Annotated in this window: 13 protein-coding genes and 1 tRNA gene; 3 read left to right on the top strand and 11 right to left on the bottom strand. The window is 59.3% G+C overall.

Annotation, left to right across the window (positions count from 1 at the left end; translation table 11 throughout):
* The first annotated feature begins 24 nt into the window (after positions 1-24).
* Positions 25-909, top strand: coding sequence for an NAD(P)-dependent oxidoreductase (locus tag JL474_RS02845; protein WP_203140844.1), 885 nt, complete (start codon positions 25-27; stop codon positions 907-909).
* Positions 910-983: 74 nt separating this feature from the next.
* On the opposite strand, the gene topA is transcribed toward JL474_RS02845, so the two are convergent.
* The 3 genes from topA to fadB all read right to left on the bottom strand — a co-directional run bounded on the left by topA (position 984) and on the right by fadB (position 7320).
* Positions 984-3632, bottom strand: coding sequence for a type I DNA topoisomerase (topA, locus tag JL474_RS02840; RefSeq protein ID WP_203140843.1), 2649 nt, complete (start codon positions 3630-3632; stop codon positions 984-986).
* A 331-nt stretch (positions 3633-3963) separates the two neighbouring features.
* Positions 3964-5139, bottom strand: a complete 1176-nt coding sequence (gene fadA / locus JL474_RS02835; RefSeq protein ID WP_203140842.1) for an acetyl-CoA C-acyltransferase FadA — start codon at positions 5137-5139, stop codon at positions 3964-3966.
* 33 nt (positions 5140-5172) lie between these two features.
* The gene (gene fadB / locus JL474_RS02830; RefSeq protein ID WP_203140841.1) at positions 5173-7320 is read right to left on the bottom strand and encodes a fatty acid oxidation complex subunit alpha FadB; all 2148 of its coding nucleotides are present in this window, start codon (positions 7318-7320) and stop codon (positions 5173-5175) included.
* A 560-nt stretch (positions 7321-7880) separates the two neighbouring features.
* On the opposite strand from fadB, the gene JL474_RS02825 reads away from it, so the two are divergent.
* Positions 7881-8735, top strand: a complete 855-nt coding sequence (locus JL474_RS02825) for a hypothetical protein (protein WP_123633414.1) — start codon at positions 7881-7883, stop codon at positions 8733-8735.
* Between the two features lie 20 nt (positions 8736-8755).
* Here JL474_RS02825 and JL474_RS02820 read toward each other — a convergent pair whose 3' ends face one another.
* Positions 8756-9205, bottom strand: a complete 450-nt coding sequence (locus tag JL474_RS02820; protein WP_203140840.1) for a hypothetical protein — start codon at positions 9203-9205, stop codon at positions 8756-8758.
* Between the two features lie 109 nt (positions 9206-9314).
* Here JL474_RS02820 and JL474_RS02815 point away from each other — a divergent pair, with 109 nt between their 5' ends.
* On the top strand, positions 9315-9746 hold the full coding sequence (locus JL474_RS02815) for a universal stress protein (RefSeq protein WP_123633416.1): 432 nt from the start codon (positions 9315-9317) through the stop codon (positions 9744-9746).
* Between the two features lie 27 nt (positions 9747-9773).
* Here JL474_RS02815 and JL474_RS02810 read toward each other — a convergent pair whose 3' ends face one another.
* The 7 genes from JL474_RS02810 to JL474_RS02780 all read right to left on the bottom strand — a co-directional run bounded on the left by JL474_RS02810 (position 9774) and on the right by JL474_RS02780 (position 15788).
* A complete protein-coding gene (locus tag JL474_RS02810) occupies positions 9774-10460 on the bottom strand; it encodes a DUF6901 family protein (protein ID WP_203140839.1) in 687 nt (228 codons plus the stop codon).
* A gap of 159 nt (positions 10461-10619) precedes the next feature.
* Positions 10620-12530, bottom strand: coding sequence for a ribosomal protection-like ABC-F family protein (abc-f, locus tag JL474_RS02805; protein WP_203140838.1), 1911 nt, complete (start codon positions 12528-12530; stop codon positions 10620-10622).
* Between the two features lie 3 nt (positions 12531-12533).
* Positions 12534-13346: an MOSC domain-containing protein gene (locus tag JL474_RS02800; RefSeq protein ID WP_236011967.1), complete on the bottom strand. Its 813-nt coding sequence runs from the start codon at positions 13344-13346 to the stop codon at positions 12534-12536.
* Positions 13347-13448: 102 nt separating this feature from the next.
* A tRNA-Gly gene (locus JL474_RS02795) sits at positions 13449-13524 on the bottom strand.
* Positions 13525-13750: 226 nt separating this feature from the next.
* On the bottom strand, positions 13751-14266 hold the full coding sequence (locus tag JL474_RS02790; RefSeq protein ID WP_203140837.1) for a hypothetical protein: 516 nt from the start codon (positions 14264-14266) through the stop codon (positions 13751-13753).
* A gap of 5 nt (positions 14267-14271) precedes the next feature.
* A complete protein-coding gene (locus tag JL474_RS02785) occupies positions 14272-15420 on the bottom strand; it encodes a flagellar assembly protein T N-terminal domain-containing protein (protein ID WP_203140836.1) in 1149 nt (382 codons plus the stop codon).
* Entirely contained in the window at positions 15408-15788 is a 381-nt protein-coding gene (locus JL474_RS02780) for an LPP20 family lipoprotein (protein ID WP_203140835.1), read from the bottom strand. Before JL474_RS02780 ends, JL474_RS02785 begins: the two co-directional genes overlap by 13 nt.
* Positions 15789-15800 lie beyond the last annotated feature (12 nt).

The raw sequence follows: 15800 nt of genomic DNA, 5'->3' as shown, positions 1-15800 counted from the left end.
CTCTGGATATCAGGAGGCAGAATTATGTCCAGCAAGGTGACTTTTATCGGACTGGGTGTCATGGGCTACCCGATGGCCGGGCACCTGGTCAAGGCCGGATACGACGTGACCGTCTTCAATCGTACGCCCGCCAAAGCAGACGAATGGACCCGGGAATACACCGGCAAGGCCTGTGAACGGATTGCCGAAGCGGTGTCCGAAGCGGATTTCGTGATGACCTGCGTCGGCGCCGATCCGGACCTTCGCGACGTGTACCTGGGTGTCGACGGCATCATTGCCAACGCGCCCACCCAAGCCATCCTGATCGATCACACCACGGTATCGGCCGGCGTGACCACTGAAATCGCCCAGGCCGCCTCAGAGCGTGGCCAGTCGTTTATTGATGCCCCGGTGTCCGGTGGCCAGCAAGGCGCTGAAAACGGCAAGCTGACGGTCATGTGCGGCGCAGAACAGACGGCCTTCGACCGCGCCAAGCCTCTGATGGACGTTTATGGCAAGGCCGTCACCCGGATGGGCGAGCCCGGCAAAGGCCAGCTCACCAAGATGGTCAACCAGATTGCCATTGCCGGCCTGGTTCAGGGGCTGTCGGAATGCCTGTATTTTGCGGAAAAATCCGGCCTGGACCAGCGCCAGGTGATCGACGTCATCTCGCAGGGGGCCGCGCAGTCCTGGCAGATGGAAAACCGGGCCGACACGATGATTGCCGGCGAATACGATCACGGTTTCGCCGTTAACTGGATGCGCAAAGACCTCAATATCTGCCTGACCGAAGCCCGTGAACGAGGCGTCACACTGCCTGTCACCGCCCTGGTGGATCAGTTCTATGCCGATGTACAGAGCATGGGCGGCGAGCGCTGGGATACATCCAGCCTGTTGGCCCGCCTTCGCAAGCTGGGCGGCCTGCAATAAGCGGCGACCGACTTGATCCAGAGCAACAAAAAAGGGCCCCTTGGGGCCCTTTTTCAGTTCTGCGTTGCGCTCAATCAGGATTTTTTGTCCTTTGGCTGCCACTTGCCGTTGGAGTAAAAGGCACTCCAACCGGTCGCCTTGCCGTCCTTTTCGCTCATCACGTACTGCTCTTTGGTCTTGCGGCTGTAGCGAATCACCGTCGGATTGCCTTCCGGATCCTTTTCCGGCGCGTCCATCAGGAAGCCGTATTTCGGATCGATTTCATCCCGGTGTGGCTTGATTTCCTGGACCAGTGGCGCGCGGGTTTCCCGGTTTTTGGGGAACTTGCTTGCCGCCAGGAACAGCCCGGATGCCCCGTCTCGCAGCACGTAGGTATCGTCCACCTTTTCGCACTTGAGCTCCGGCATCGGGACCGGATCCATTTTGGGAGGCGCCGGCTCGCCATTGCGCAACAACTTCCGCGTGTTCTTGCACTCGCTGTTGGTGCAGCCGAAATACTTGCCGAAACGGCCGGTCTTGAGCTGCATCTCGGAACCGCACTTGTCGCATTCCAGCGTCGGACCGTCGTACCCCTTGATGCGGAACGTGCCTTCTTCCACCTCATATCCGGAACAATCCGGATTATTACCGCAGACGTGCAGCTTACGCTTTTCGTCGATCAGGTAGCTGTCCATGGCGGTGCCGCACTTCGGACAACGACGTTTCTTGCGCAGCAGGAGGCTCTCGCCCTCGCCTTCCACATCGTCGTCGGCACTGACCACCTCGTCACCGGACACCAGGTTGATCGTCGTCTTACACCGCTCCTTCGGCGGCAGGCTGTATCCTGAGCAGCCCAGGAAAACGCCGGTACTGGCCACCCGGATCTGCATCGGACGTGAGCAACTGGGGCACGGAATGTCGGTTTCCGTCGGCGTATTGCCGCGCATTCCGCCCTGCTCGGCATCGCCGCCGGCTTCTTCCAACTGCTGCCGGAAACGACCGTAGAAGCCGTTCAGCACTTTTTTCCAGTCGATCTCGCCGGAGGCGATCTCATCCAGCTCTTCTTCCAGCCGGGCGGTGAAATCGTAGTCCATCAGGTTCTCGAACGACTCCGACAGACGGTCCGTGACGATGTCGCCCATCTTCTCCGAGTAGAACCGGCGATTCTGCAGGCAGACATAGCCCCGGTCCTGGATCGTCGAAATAATCGAGGCGTACGTCGACGGGCGCCCGATACCGCGCTTCTCCAGCTCTTTCACCAGACTCGCTTCCGTGTAACGGGGCGACGGCTTGGTAAAGTGCTGGGTCGGATCCAGCTTGGCCAGGTCCAGCACGTCATCCACCTTGATGTCCGGCAAGGCCACGTCTTCGTCCTTCTTGGAGGACTGGGGCGCGGCCTTGAGGAAACCGTCGAAGCGAATGATGCGACCGCGGGTGCGCAGCTCGTAGCCACCGGCGTCGATGCTGATGGAGGTGCTGGTAAACTCGGCATCGGCCATCTGACAGGCGATAAACTGTCGCCAGATCAGGTCGTAGAGCCGTTCAGCGTCCTTCTCAAGCCCCTTGATGTCGGTCGGGCGCCGCTTTACATCCGTGGGACGAATCGCTTCGTGCGCTTCCTGGGCGCCTTCCTTGCTGCCATAGACACGCGGCTTCTCCGGCAGGTATTTCTCGCCGAACTGGTCGCCGATGTAGTCCCGCACGCTGGCGATGGCGTCCTGACTCAGGTTGGTGGAATCAGTACGCATGTAGGTAATGAAACCCGCTTCGTACAGGCGCTGGGCCAACATCATGGTCTTCTTGACGCTGAAACCCATGCGGTTACTGGCCGCCTGCTGCAGCGTGGACGTGATAAACGGCGCGCTGGGCCGCGAGCGGGTCGGCTTGTCTTCCCGCTTGGCCACCCGGAAGTCCGAGGCCTTCAGCTTGTCGACGTGCGCCTGGGTTTCTTTTTCGCTGGTCGGGCGGAAGGCTTTGCTGCTGTCGTCCCGGGTCACTTCGAACCGGACCGGCTTTTGTTCGCCTTTAGCCTTCAGATCCGCATGCACCTGCCAGTACTCTTCCGGCACGAAGGTGCGAATCTCGCGCTCGCGTTCGACGATCAGGCGCACGGCAACGGACTGTACCCGGCCGGCCGACAGTCCGCGGGCCAGCTTGCTCCACAGCAGCGGCGAAACCATGTAACCCACGACCCGGTCCAGGAACCGGCGCGCCTGCTGCGCATTGACGCGATCGCGATCGAGTTGCCCCGGCTCCTTGAACGCCTCTTGGATGGCGCGTTTGGTGATCTCGTTGAACACCACGCGCCGGTATTTGTCGGGCTCACCGCCAATGGTTTCCTGCAGGTGCCAGGCAATCGCCTCCCCCTCGCGGTCCAAATCCGTTGCGAGATAGACGCGATCGGCGGATTTGGCCAGGCGCTTCAGTTCGCTGACGACCTTCTCTTTTCCCGGCAGAACCTGGTAATTGGCTTCCCAGTCCTTGTCCGGATCAACCCCCATGCGGCTGACAAGCTGTTCGCGCGACTTACGCTTCTTGTACTCCGCCTTTTCCTCGGGGTTCATCTTTCGCGTCTGCGCGGCCTGGCGCGCACGCTCTTTCGGGTCCGTCTGGCTACCACTTCCACTGACCGGAAGATCGCGAATATGACCCACGCTGGACTTCACCACATAATCGGAGCCCAGGTACTTGTTGATGGTTTTCGCTTTTGCCGGTGACTCGACAATGACGAGACTTTTGCCCATATCGGAATCAGTTTCCTCGAATGGCAGCCGGATACCGGAAACGGCCGCCTCACAATCTGGATTTGAGAAACACTGAACAGGTGTCAGCACAACACTGCCGGCAGAACAGCTCTTCAGTGCATCTCAATACTGGCTATAAATCAGGCTGCTAGCGCCTTCAGGCATTCGCAGGTTTTATAGGTGCTCTGTTTTACAGGGTCAAGGTGAACAGCACAACCCATGATTGGGCCGCGTTACAGGATTACAACCCAACCGAACAGGCAATCGCCCTGCCCGCCACTATAAAAAAGCCCGGCACGAGGCCGGGCTTTTGTCAGTCACGCCGAGGCGATCAGACCCGCTCCCAAACGGTCGCGATACCCTGACCCAGACCGATACACATGGTGGATACCCCCAGTGTACCGCCTTTGGCCTGCATCACGTTCAGCAGCGTGGTGGAGATCCGGGCGCCGGAGCAGCCCAGCGGGTGACCCAGAGCGATCGCGCCGCCGTTCAGGTTCACCTTCTCGTCCATCACGTTCAGCAGTTTGAGATCTTTCAGGACCGGCAGCGACTGGCCGGCGAACGCTTCGTTCAGCTCCCAGAAGTCGATGTCTTCGACTTTCAGGCCAGCGCGCTTGAGCGCCTTCTTGGCGGCCGGAACCGGACCATAGCCCATGATCGCGGGATCACAGCCGGCAACCGCCATGCTACGTACCCGTGCGATCGGCTTCAGACCCAAGGCTTCTGCACGCTCCGCGGACATCAGCAGCATCGCCGAGGCACCGTCGGTCAGCTGGGACGACGTACCCGCCGTCACCGTACCGTTCTTCGGATCGAAGGCCGGACGCAGTTGGGCCAGAGACTCAGCCGTGGTTTCCGGACGAATGGTTTCGTCTTCCTCGATCAGCTTCACGAACCCGTTCTCATCGTGGCCCTGGATCGGCACGATTTCGTTCTTGAAGCGACCTTCCACCGTGGCTTCGTGGGCCAGACGGTGTGAACGGGCGCCGAACTCATCCTGCTGCTCGCGGGTGATGCCGTGCATCTTGGCCAGCATTTCCGCAGTCAGGCCCATCATGTTGGAGGCCTTGGCGGAATACTTGGACGAGGCCGGGTTATGGTCGAAGCCGGACGTCATCGGCACGTGACCCATGTGCTCCACACCACCGACCATGAACATATCGCCGTTGTTGGTCTGGATGGCCTGGGCGGCCGTGTGAATCGCCGTCATCGCTGAACCGCACAGACGGTTGACCGTCTGGGCCGCAGACTCGTGCGGAATGCGGGTCATCAGGGAGATCTGACGCGCGACGTTGAAGCCCTGCTCCTGGGTCTGGTTGACACAGCCCCAGATCACGTCTTCAACTTCTTTCGGGTTCAGGTCCGGGTTGCGATCGAAGATCGCGTCGATCAGCGCAGCCGACAGGTTTTCCGCACGTACGTTGCGGAAGCATCCGTTCTTGGCACGCCCCATCGGAGTCCGCACGCAATCGACGACGACAACGTCTCTCGGATTAAGGCTCATAGATCTTTCTCCGTTCGGAAATCTCGTTCAGGGTTAGCCAAAGAACGTTTCGCCATTCTTGGCCATTTCACGCAGCTTCTCGGTCGGGTGATACAGCGGACCCAGATCTGCATACTTGTCTGCCAGTTCGACGAACTTGTCGACACCCATGTCGTCGATGTAGCGCAGCGCGCCACCACGGAACGGCGGGAAGCCGATACCGTAGATCAGGCCCATATCGGCATCAGCCGGAGCTTCGACGATGTTGTCTTCCAGGCAGCGGACGGTCTCGAGACACAGCGGAATCATCATGCGGGCGATGATTTCATCTTCCTCGAAGTCTTTCTTGCCCTGAACGACCGGCTCGATCAGCTTGTAGGTTTCCTCGTCGACAACCTTCTTGGGCTTGCCCTTCTTGTCGGTCTCGTACTTGTAGAAGCCTTTGTCGTTCTTCTGGCCGTAACGGTCGTTCTCGAACATCACGTCGATGGCGGACTTGTTCTCGTCCTTCATCCGGTCCGGGAAGCCTTCCGCCATCACTTCGTTGGCGTGCTTGGCGGTGTCCATGCCCACGACGTCCAGCAGGTACGCCGGGCCCATCGGCCAGCCGAACTTCTCCATGACCTTGTCGACTTTCTGGAAGTCGGCGCCGTCACGCACCAGGCCGGCAAAGCCGCCGAAGTACGGGAACAGAACGCGGTTCACCAGGAAGCCCGGGCAGTCGTTGACGACGATCGGCGTCTTGCCCATGGCCTTGGCGTAGGCCACGGTGGTCGCAACCGCTTTGTCGCTGGTTTTCTCGCCACGGATAACCTCAACCAGCGGCATCATGTGCACCGGGTTGAAGAAGTGCATGCCGCAGAAGTTCTCGGGACGTTTGAGGTTCTTGGCCAGCGTATTGATAGAGATGGTGGAGGTGTTGGACGTCAGGATGGTGTCTTCGCGAACCATTTCTTCGGTTTCACGCAGGACAGCGTCCTTCACCTTCGGGTTCTCGACGACCGCCTCAACGACCAGGTCGACACTCTTGAAATCGCCGTAGTTCAGGGTCGGCGTGATGCTGTTCAGGACATCGGCCATCTGGTCCGGCTTCATCTTGCCCTTGTCGACACGCTTGGTCAGAAGCTTCTTGGCTTCTTTCAGCCCCAGGGTAATGCCGTCCTGGTTGATGTCTTTCATGAGGATCGGCGTGCCTTTCAGCGCAGACTGGTACGCCACACCGCCACCCATGATACCGGCGCCCAGTACGGCGGCCAGGTTCACGTCATTGGCTTCTTTTTCCCACAGCTTGGCCTTCTTCTTGAGCTCCTGGTCGTTCAGGAACAGGCCAACCAGGCAGGCTGCCACGTTGGTCTTGGCCATCTTGGCAAAGCCCTTGGCTTCGACTTCGATCGCCTTGTCGCGGGTCAGGCTGGCGTGCTTCTGCATGACCTTGATCGCTTCAACCGGCGCCGGGTAGTTCTTGCCCGCCTTGCCGGCAACGAACGCCTTGGAGATCTCGAAAGCCATCATGCTTTCCATGGCGTTCAGCTTGATCTTGCCCTGCTTCTCTTCACGGCGGGCTTTGTAATCCAGCTTGCCTTCGTTGCACTGGTTGATCAGGTCGATCGCAGCGTCGACCAGTTTGTCGCCTTCCAGAACCGCATCGACGGCGCCTTCTTTGAGCGCCTTGTCCGCACGGTTCTCAGTGCCACCGGAAATCCACTCGATGGCGTAATCCACACCGATCAGGCGGGACAGGCGCACGGTGCCGCCGAAGCCCGGGAAGATACCCAGCTTCACTTCCGGCAGACCGACTTTCGCCTTCTTGTCCATGACCCGGTAGTCGGTGGACAGGCACATTTCAAAGCCACCGCCCAGCGCCATGCCGTTGATCGCGGTCACGGTCGGGAACGGCAGGTCTTCAATGGTGTTGAACACCTGGTTGGCCTTGAGGTTGTTCGCCACCAGGTCTTCTTCGGAACCGGCGAAAAGCTCGGTAAATTCGGTGATATCAGCACCGACGATGAAGCTGTCCTTGGCACTGGTGACAACCAGCCCTTTGATGTCCTTCGAAGCCTTCAGCTTGTCAGCTGCAGCGCCCAGCTCTTCGATGGTGAGGCGATTGAACTTGTTTACCGACTCGCCTTGCAAGTCGAAGTTCAGCTGAGCGATCCCGCCTTCGATCTCTTTAACCGTGATGGCTTTACCTTCGTAAATCATCAACTGATCTCCAGTCTGTGTTTGGAACTGCACCAATGCCCCGCTCCGGAAAACCGGCGGGGCGATTCATGCAGAGAGATTTCGGTCACTGCCCGATCATTCGATCCAAAATTCATACAGTCGTTTGAATCGAGTGCGCACACGATGAAAAAAAACCGTTCGTTTGTCAATTTGTTTCTTGGCCGGCGTCCCACAGAGTCAACCTGTGGATCACCGAAACAGCGGCAGAAACGATCAGACAAATTGCGATTACAGCGGCTTAGACCACGGGCCTCAAGCGAACTGCCAAGGAGGAATCACACGTTCCTGAAAACGGGCGATTTACGGGATGTGCCAGGCTGTAAAAGCCTGTCAAAAGCGCTTGATTGGCACGCGGAGTTACTTTAGCCTCAAATTCAAACAAGCGTCCAACAGCCAACGGCAGTCTCAAACAAGAACAACGGCGCGTCCAGACAACGGATTTAACGCCGCGCAATGCAAGAATCCCTGCCAGACGCCATGGACGCAGTACAACAACAAATGACTTTACAGACAAGACAATAAGAACGGAGATCCAGCCGATGGTCTATCCCGGTAAGTGGTTCAGGGCGTCAGTGATGGCGCTGTTCGCGTGCGTCATTCCCTTCTTTTCCATCGCAGCTTCAGCCGCCGAAAACCCGCTGCTGGCCGCCTTTCACCAATTCCGCATCAGCAACTTTGCCGCACTGAACGCCTACTATCGCTTCAGTGTGAATGGCGATACCGACACCCTCAATGAAATTGTGGCCGCCATTAATGAGTCCAACAGCCAGATCAAACAGGTCGATGCGTCAGCCGGCGACATCCTGAAAGACGACCAGATCGAAAGCCTCAACACCGAGTTCGACAAGTACAAGCACCTGATGCGCCAGAACATCAATGACGTGCGCAAGAATGGGTACCCGGACCTTCGACTGGTCTCTGACATGGCCAACCAGGCCCAGGCACTGAGCAGCAAATCCGCCGAACTCTACGACATCGTCCGGACGAACAATAACGTGAAGGCTGACGAGCGTGTGGAAGCAGCCCGGGCAGCCGCTGTTTTGATGGCTCAGATGATGAGCAAATACTCAGCCCGCTCCACGTCGTCCGTCTCCCAGACGTTCCAGGGGGCCGACACCGAGCAGCCGCTGGATGAGCAGGCCCACCAATTCGACGAGCAGATGTCGAAAGTGACCGAGGGCCATCCCAGCGGAGAACTGCGCGCAGCGCTGAGCAGCGTGGCCTCTAAATGGGCCTTTATCCGCGGCTCCTACATCAACTACAACGACAACAACGTGTCGTTCGTGATTGATCGCTACTCCAAGGAAATTCTCAGGCAGCTGGCTGAGGCCATTGCCATGATGACGGGCACCCCGGTGCCGGAACAGGCCACGGCCCAGGCGCCCAACAGCTAACACCTCTGGCCGGGCACACCTCAGTGCCCGGCACCTTGCGCCAGTTTCCGGATCCAGGAAATGGGCTTTTCCAGGTCGTCAATCGTTGCCGACTCATCCCAGACAAACCCAATCCCCCGCTGATCGGCCAGCCACCCCTTGAAGGCGCCGGACAGCTCGGGAAGCTCTTCAGCTCCCGGAATAGCACGATGGTCTTCGCCCGGTTCAATCCGACGAGGAATCAGTAGCGCCCGGCGATCAACGGCGACCTCGGCAGACCAGGGTGCCCAGTAGAGCATCAGCAGTCCACCCTGCCCCGGCTCGGCAAAGCGATCACGCACCTGGCCTTTGACGGATTCCACCTTCAGACCTTTACTCATGGCGTGATTCCGCAGGCGAACCCGGCGCCGCTCATCCGCGGTGGGCTTGACCCAGGACCAGGAACCAATCAGGAATGCGAGGATCAGGACAATTATAAGCCACTTGGTCAATGCACTATCCTTTTACAAACAACAGAAAAAATTTGACGCATATCAGTGATATCACGTCCCCCGTCATCTAGATTGATGATAATACGGCAACCCGCTGAAGCGAGAGGAAATGACGATGTACAAGACCATTCTTGCTGCGATCGACCTGACGGAAGAAGCCGATCAGGTGATTACCCGTGCCAGTGAACTGGCCGGCATCCACCAGGCCGAACTGGTTCTTCTGCATGTCGTCGAGCCCGTTGGATACGCCTATGGCGGAGATATTCCCATGGATCTCACCGAGCTGCAGGAGCAGCTGGACAAGTCCGCCCGGGATCAGCTGACCGACCTCGGTCACAAACACGGCATTGAAGACAGGAACCTGCTGGTGACGGTAGGCCGGCCGGAAGCCGAAATCCACCGGGTCTGCGAGGAACGTGGCGTGGATCTGGCCGTCGTGGGCAGCCACGGCCGTCACGGCATACAGCTGCTACTGGGCTCCACCGCCAATGGCGTGCTCCACGGCGCCAAGTGCGATGTGCTTGCGGTCCGCATCAACTAGGTGCTGAAATTCCGATGTGGCGCCAACTTACGGCGCCACACCGATATCATGCTCATCCAGTTTTGCTTCGAGTTTGCGCAGCTGCGTCTCCAGTGAATAGGAAACGCTTGAGGCCATGGAAAAGAAATTCAACAACGCCTTCAGGTTGCTGTCGCCCTGACAGAACGTGTGAATCCGTTGCCAGAGCGCCTGGTTGACCAGTTGCAGTCGCTGATTGCGTTCCACCAACCCCTGCAACTCCCAATCCGGCGTCTTGTGATGGCGCTTTCCGAAATACTGCTGCAATAAATACAGCGACACGCTGCGCATGATGAATTCGTCGGTGCTGGCGAACGGCATGTGATGAACCGCCATGGCACGCAGTTCACCCAGGATCGGGCACTGGCTGGTCGCCATGATCAATCCAAGCAGCGAACGCAACGCTTCCTCCAGCGTCGTTTCCTTCTCGTAACGCCGGCGTCCGTCGTCCACGCGCACCGTCACTTTCTGGTAGGCGTTTTCATCTCGAAACGCATCCACGACCGGCAACATATCCACGGCTGCCGGGCAGTGACTGACGTCCGTTTTCTTGAGGGGGCAATTACTGCACTGACAGTGCCCAAGACGTGTCCATTCTGGCAAACCGGCGGTATCCGACGCCGGCTTCGCATCCATGTCCACCTGGAAATCCCGGGTGTCGCCTTCGCTCAGGGCAAAGGAATAGGTAACGCTCATTCAGGACCCTTTATCAACTTCTGACCATCGGGAATACCCTCGCTGAGTGTACTGGATTACGACGGCCGACAACGTGATATTTGGTTTGATTTTACAATGTCAGGTCTGGAATTATCCCCAAAATTGAACCCGGTCATCATGCGACATTCGTTGGGTGGCTCAGCCTGCCATTTCCTCCAGCTCCATCCAGCGTTCCATCGTCTGCTCCAGTTCCTGTTCCTTGGCTGCCAGGGCCTCCAACGTCTCGGAGACTTCGTCATGGGGGCGGGTATAGAAGGCCGTGTCTGACACGGTGGCCTGCAGCGATTCAATCTCACCTTCAAGCGCCGAAATGCGGTCCGGCAAGCCTTCCAGCTCCAGCTTGAGCTTGTAGCTCAGCTTGCGATTGCCGCCACCCGCAGACTTCGCCTTCGGCGATGCGGCTTTTCCGCCACCTTCCGGCTTCGGCTTTTCCGTCGGCCGCGCCGGTCGCTCCGACGGGAACACCCCGCCCTGCCGGCGCCAATCCTCGTAGCCCCCGACGTAGGAGCGCACGCGACCGGATCCATCGAGAAACAGCGTATCGGTCACCACGTTGTCCAGGAATTCACGATCGTGACTGATGACGATGACTGTGCCGCTAAACGCCACCAATTGAGATTCCAGCAACTCCAGGGTTTCGACGTCCAGATCGTTGGTGGGCTCATCCAGCACCAGGATGTTGGCCGGTTTACTGAACAGTTTGGCCAGCATCAACCGCGCCCGTTCGCCACCGGAGAAAACCCGGACGGGTGAACGCGCCCGTTCCGGTGAAAACAGGAAGTCCTGCAGATAACCCAGAACATGTTTCTGCTGACCGTTGATATCAATAAATTCCCGGCCTTCGGCCAGGTTCTCCAAAGCGTTCTGATCCGGATCCAGCTCCCCGCGCAGTTGGTCGAAGTACGCCACCGAACGGTTCGTACCGAGCCTTACCTGGCCTTCCCCAGGCTCCAGATTGCCAAGCAGCAGGCGCACCAGGGTAGTCTTGCCGGTACCGTTTTCGCCAATCAGACCCAGCTTGTCTCCACGCATGATGGTCAGGTTCAGATCCCGGATGATCGGATCCTGACCACCATAGGCAAACGCCGCGTCCTTCGACTCGACAACCAGCTTCCCGGAACGGGCCGCGTCCTCAATCGCAAAGCTGGCGTTGCCGCCGCGCTCGCGTCGCTGACGCCGCTCCTCGCGCATCGCTTTCAGGGCTCTGACGCGCCCCATGTTGCGGGTTCGGCGCGCCTTGATACCCTGACGAATCCAGGCCTCTTCCTGGCGCAACTTGCGGTCGAATTCAGCGTTCTGCCGCTCTTCTTCCTCCAGCGCCTTTTCTTTCAAATCCAGATAACGATCGTAAGTGGCCGCGAAGCTGACCAATTGACCACGATCCAGCTCCACAACCCGCGTTGCCAGCCGGCGAATAAAGGCCCGGTCGTGACTGACAAACAGCAGCGCGCCGGCGTATTGCCGAAGGGTGTCTTCAAGCCAGGCTATTGCAGGCACATCCAGATGGTTGGTCGGCTCGTCCAGCAGCAACAGGTCGGGCTCGGCCACCAGGGCCTTGGCCAGCAGCACGCGGCGTTGCCACCCGCCTGACAAAGTGGCCAGCACCCGATCCGGGTCCACGCCAAACTGCGCCAGGATGGCGCTCACCTTCTGGTCCAGGCGCCAGCCATCGAGCGCTTCCAGCTTTTCCTGGACCTGCATCAAGCGCTTCAGGCTGGCGTCGTCCGCCTGCTGGGACAGCGTGTGGAACTCCGCCAGCAATTGTCCGGTTTCCGGAAAGGCATCGGCGACCACCTCGTATGCCGTACGCTGGTCGTCCGAAGGCAGCATCTGCGGCAAGACCGCCATGACCGCACCGTCCTCAAGCCGGACGGTGCCGCCGTCCGGGGTGACCTCGCCGAGAATCACTTTCAGCAGCGTCGACTTGCCCTCCCCGTTTCGGCCCAGCAGAGAAACCCGCTCACCGCGCTCGATCATCAGGCGCGCGTCGTCCAGCAATGGGTGCAGGCCGTAGGCCAGGGAAACGCCCTCAAGGCTCAGCAATGGCATGAATCAATGATCCTCACGAAAAGCTATGTCAAATGTATCGCCGACATGAATGATGGCCGGACCGGAGTGCACAGCGTTCACACCGAACATGACGCCGTCCGGGGTCCGCCGGAAACGGCCCAGCTCCCGCAGCGGCTGCAGGTTGTCGGAGCGGACGCCCTCGTCTGGATGAACGGTCGTCATCAGGCAGCGTGAGCAGGGTTTCACCAGATCCAGCGTAAAGTCGTCGCGGTGCAACCGGACCCACCGATCTTCGTCAAAGGCGTCGCCACCGGACACCACGATATTGGGTCGAAAACGACGCATATCCACGGACTCGCCAATCCGTTGCGAGAGAGCCGCCAGCGATGCCGTATGAGTGATCAGAAAGGGAAACCCGTCGGCGAAGCTGACCCGCCGATCTTCCGGCACGTAGTTCCGGTCAACCGGGCGAACGCTGGATTCGGGCATATACGCCAACTCCACCCGAACGCCCAGCCAGTCGCTCAGCAACTCGGCAGGCCCCGGCTCGGCCAGTTGCGCCTTGACCCAGTCCCGCCAGACCAGTACTCGACGCTCGCGCTCGCTGGCGAACACCGGAACCGGGCTTTCCTGCCCCGGAATCGACAGCGTCAGAACGCCATCCTGGAGTGCAGAGTGAACCAGGGCCAATTGCGGCTGCTCGCGCTGCGTTATGAAACGCCCCTCTTCATCCACCAGCATCCAGCGGCGATCGCCGGCCGGCCCGAAATCATCCAGAGTGACGGCATCCACCTCGACGCCGTGGAGGGATTTGACCGGGTAGTAGAAAAGCTGTTCAACCGTCAACTGCGCCATGATTCGGCCTCCGTGCAAAAGACGAAGAATACCAGCGGCGTGAACAAACTGTCAGTGCAGAAACGAAAAAGCCCGGCACGAGGCCGGGCTTTTTCTGGAATTTGGAGCGGGAAACGAGATTCGAACTCGCGACCCCAACCTTGGCAAGGTTGTGCTCTACCAACTGAGCTATTCCCGCTTTTCATTGGACCTGACAACCAGACCCTGAACCGGATTTTTAAGGCATCCGATCGAGCACGCTTTTTATAGTGCTCATCCCTGCCCTCGCTTTTTCAATCGCTGTGATATCAGCGATTGGCTCGGGCGTTCGCTGCGGAGCAGCTCACCCAACTGAGCTATTCACGCTTGTCTGAAAGGGCTACCCCTCTCAACGGCTGCGTATTCTACGGAATCGACCGTTTCCGTCAACCACTTTTTTGATCTTTTTTCTCGCCCAGCGATTCCAGGTAAGACGAGAGGGAATCGGATTCCGTCGACGCCGCATCAGCAGCGGCCGTGTTTGTCACATCGGCGGCGTCGCTCGTCAGCGATGAAGAGAAAGGTTCCGACACTTCGCTGCTCTCTGCGGTTTCGTCGGCGGAAGAATCGGTCGCGATCGTGCTGGAATCCGTTGCTGCCCCGGACGTGCCGGAGTCCGTGGACGCCGTGGCATCCTCCGTGGCGGACGCCGTTCCCGAGTTGGCCACCGGAATCATTTTCTGGGCCATGTCGAGAATGAGGGTTTCCCCGAGCAAACTCACGGCTTGGCCACTGTTCTCTTCGCTAAGCCCGGAGAAGCTGCTGGCCGTGTTTTGTATGGCCTGATTCAGAACCTGCTGAAATCCCCCTGAGGCCTCACCGCTGTCCGTCGCCGTTGTCGTGCTGGATTCTGACGTTGACGCCGATCCGGTCAGCCCTGAAATCAAGTTACCCAGTTCCATCGCTGTTACTCCCACAAATCGTCCAGTTGCACCAGATCGCGAATTCGTATGCTGCCGGGGACCTGCCCTTCGACCGGTGCGAGCGTGCTGTGATCCGGATAGACATGGACCACCTCAAAGGTCGCCCCAGAGTCGCTGAAGCTCGCGTAGCCGGCCCCCTCAGCATCCGTAAAGTTGTCCTGATAAAGAACCTTGAACAAAGCCCCGGTCTGAATCCCCTGCCGCGCCCCGATGGCCACATCCAGGCGATTGGGGCGCACCCGGATGACCCGGGTCTTGGGCCGCCCGCAGGCGACTGCATCGGCCATGTCTCCCACGGCGGTGTGCATGAGCCGGCTGATTTCGAGGCCATACGGGGAGGCCCAGAGCCGGTCGCTATCGGCGCCGACTCGATCGGTCGGGGCAAACGGCCAATACGTGCGGGTGGCGTAACGCCGGGTCAGAATAGGATCGCCGGAGAGGCCGTCGACCAGACTCAGGGTCATCGCAAACTCCCGCACCAGATCGTCATCGTTGCGGCCCAGGGTCAGGTTATTGATCCGACCAAAGACCACCAGTTGGCTGTGATGGTGATCCGCCAGGTACTCGACCTGACGCCGACTGTCTTCCCGCCAATGCTGGCTGTCCAGCGCCACCGGACCGCTCAGGACATGAGTCACCAGGAAATCGGCCCGGGCCGACCTGAACGCCGCCAGAAGTCGCGAGGATGCAGCCTCCGGCATTCGCTCCAGGCCACCCCAGGCCGCCTGGTCCGGCGCATCCTGGGCCAGAGGTGCCAGCACCACAGCCTTACTGACCAGATCGTGCCCACAGACCTTTCCGGGTTGAGTGATGTTCGCCCGAATACGAATCGTGACCCGGTCGGACGCCACGCCCTCTTCCAGAACCTGGACATCGCCGACATGACCGCTGTCCGCGGTACGGTAGGTCACGCCACCGCTCAAGGGCTGGGATTCGACGCCAACATCTTTCACCAGGGACACGGAAGCCCCGGCGGCGATCAGCGCGCTGCGTAGCGCTTCCCGGCCAGCGCTTTCATAGGCGCTGCCCCGATCGCTGCCCAATACCGGAGCCTCACCCTCGCCTTCATACCAGTCGGCCCGTGCTCCGGTCGTCATCAGCGCCAGAAGCAACAGGCGTATCAGTACCACCATTTGTGTCGGACTGCTCCGGTGGTGCCCTGGCTGATTCCCTGTAACTCAGGCAGCGTTGACGTATCCAGTGACAGCTTGGTGGTATAGAACTTGCCGTCGATACCGTGGGTGACCTCCACAGCGCCACGAACCAGGCCATCCACCTTGGCATCCATTCGTTTATCGCTGACGGCGTCATCCTCCACATCCGAACGCAGGCGCACCTGCTGCCCGTAGATCTGCTCCGCCAGATGGCGATAGGCATCCATGCGCGACGCTTCCATCGCCTGCATCAGCTTTTCTTCGTAACTGGGACCGGGTTGGGTATTGATTGGTGCATAGCCCTCAGCTTCGAGCACCAGGGGCATGACGCCATTAGGATTCATCATGTTGTACCGAAA

It is taken from the genome of Marinobacter mangrovi, from assembly GCF_016798325.1.
GTDB classification, from domain to species: domain Bacteria; phylum Pseudomonadota; class Gammaproteobacteria; order Pseudomonadales; family Oleiphilaceae; genus Marinobacter_A; species Marinobacter_A mangrovi.
The sequence above is the reverse complement of the archived record's forward strand: the minus strand, read 5'-3'. Positions and strand labels throughout refer to the sequence as shown.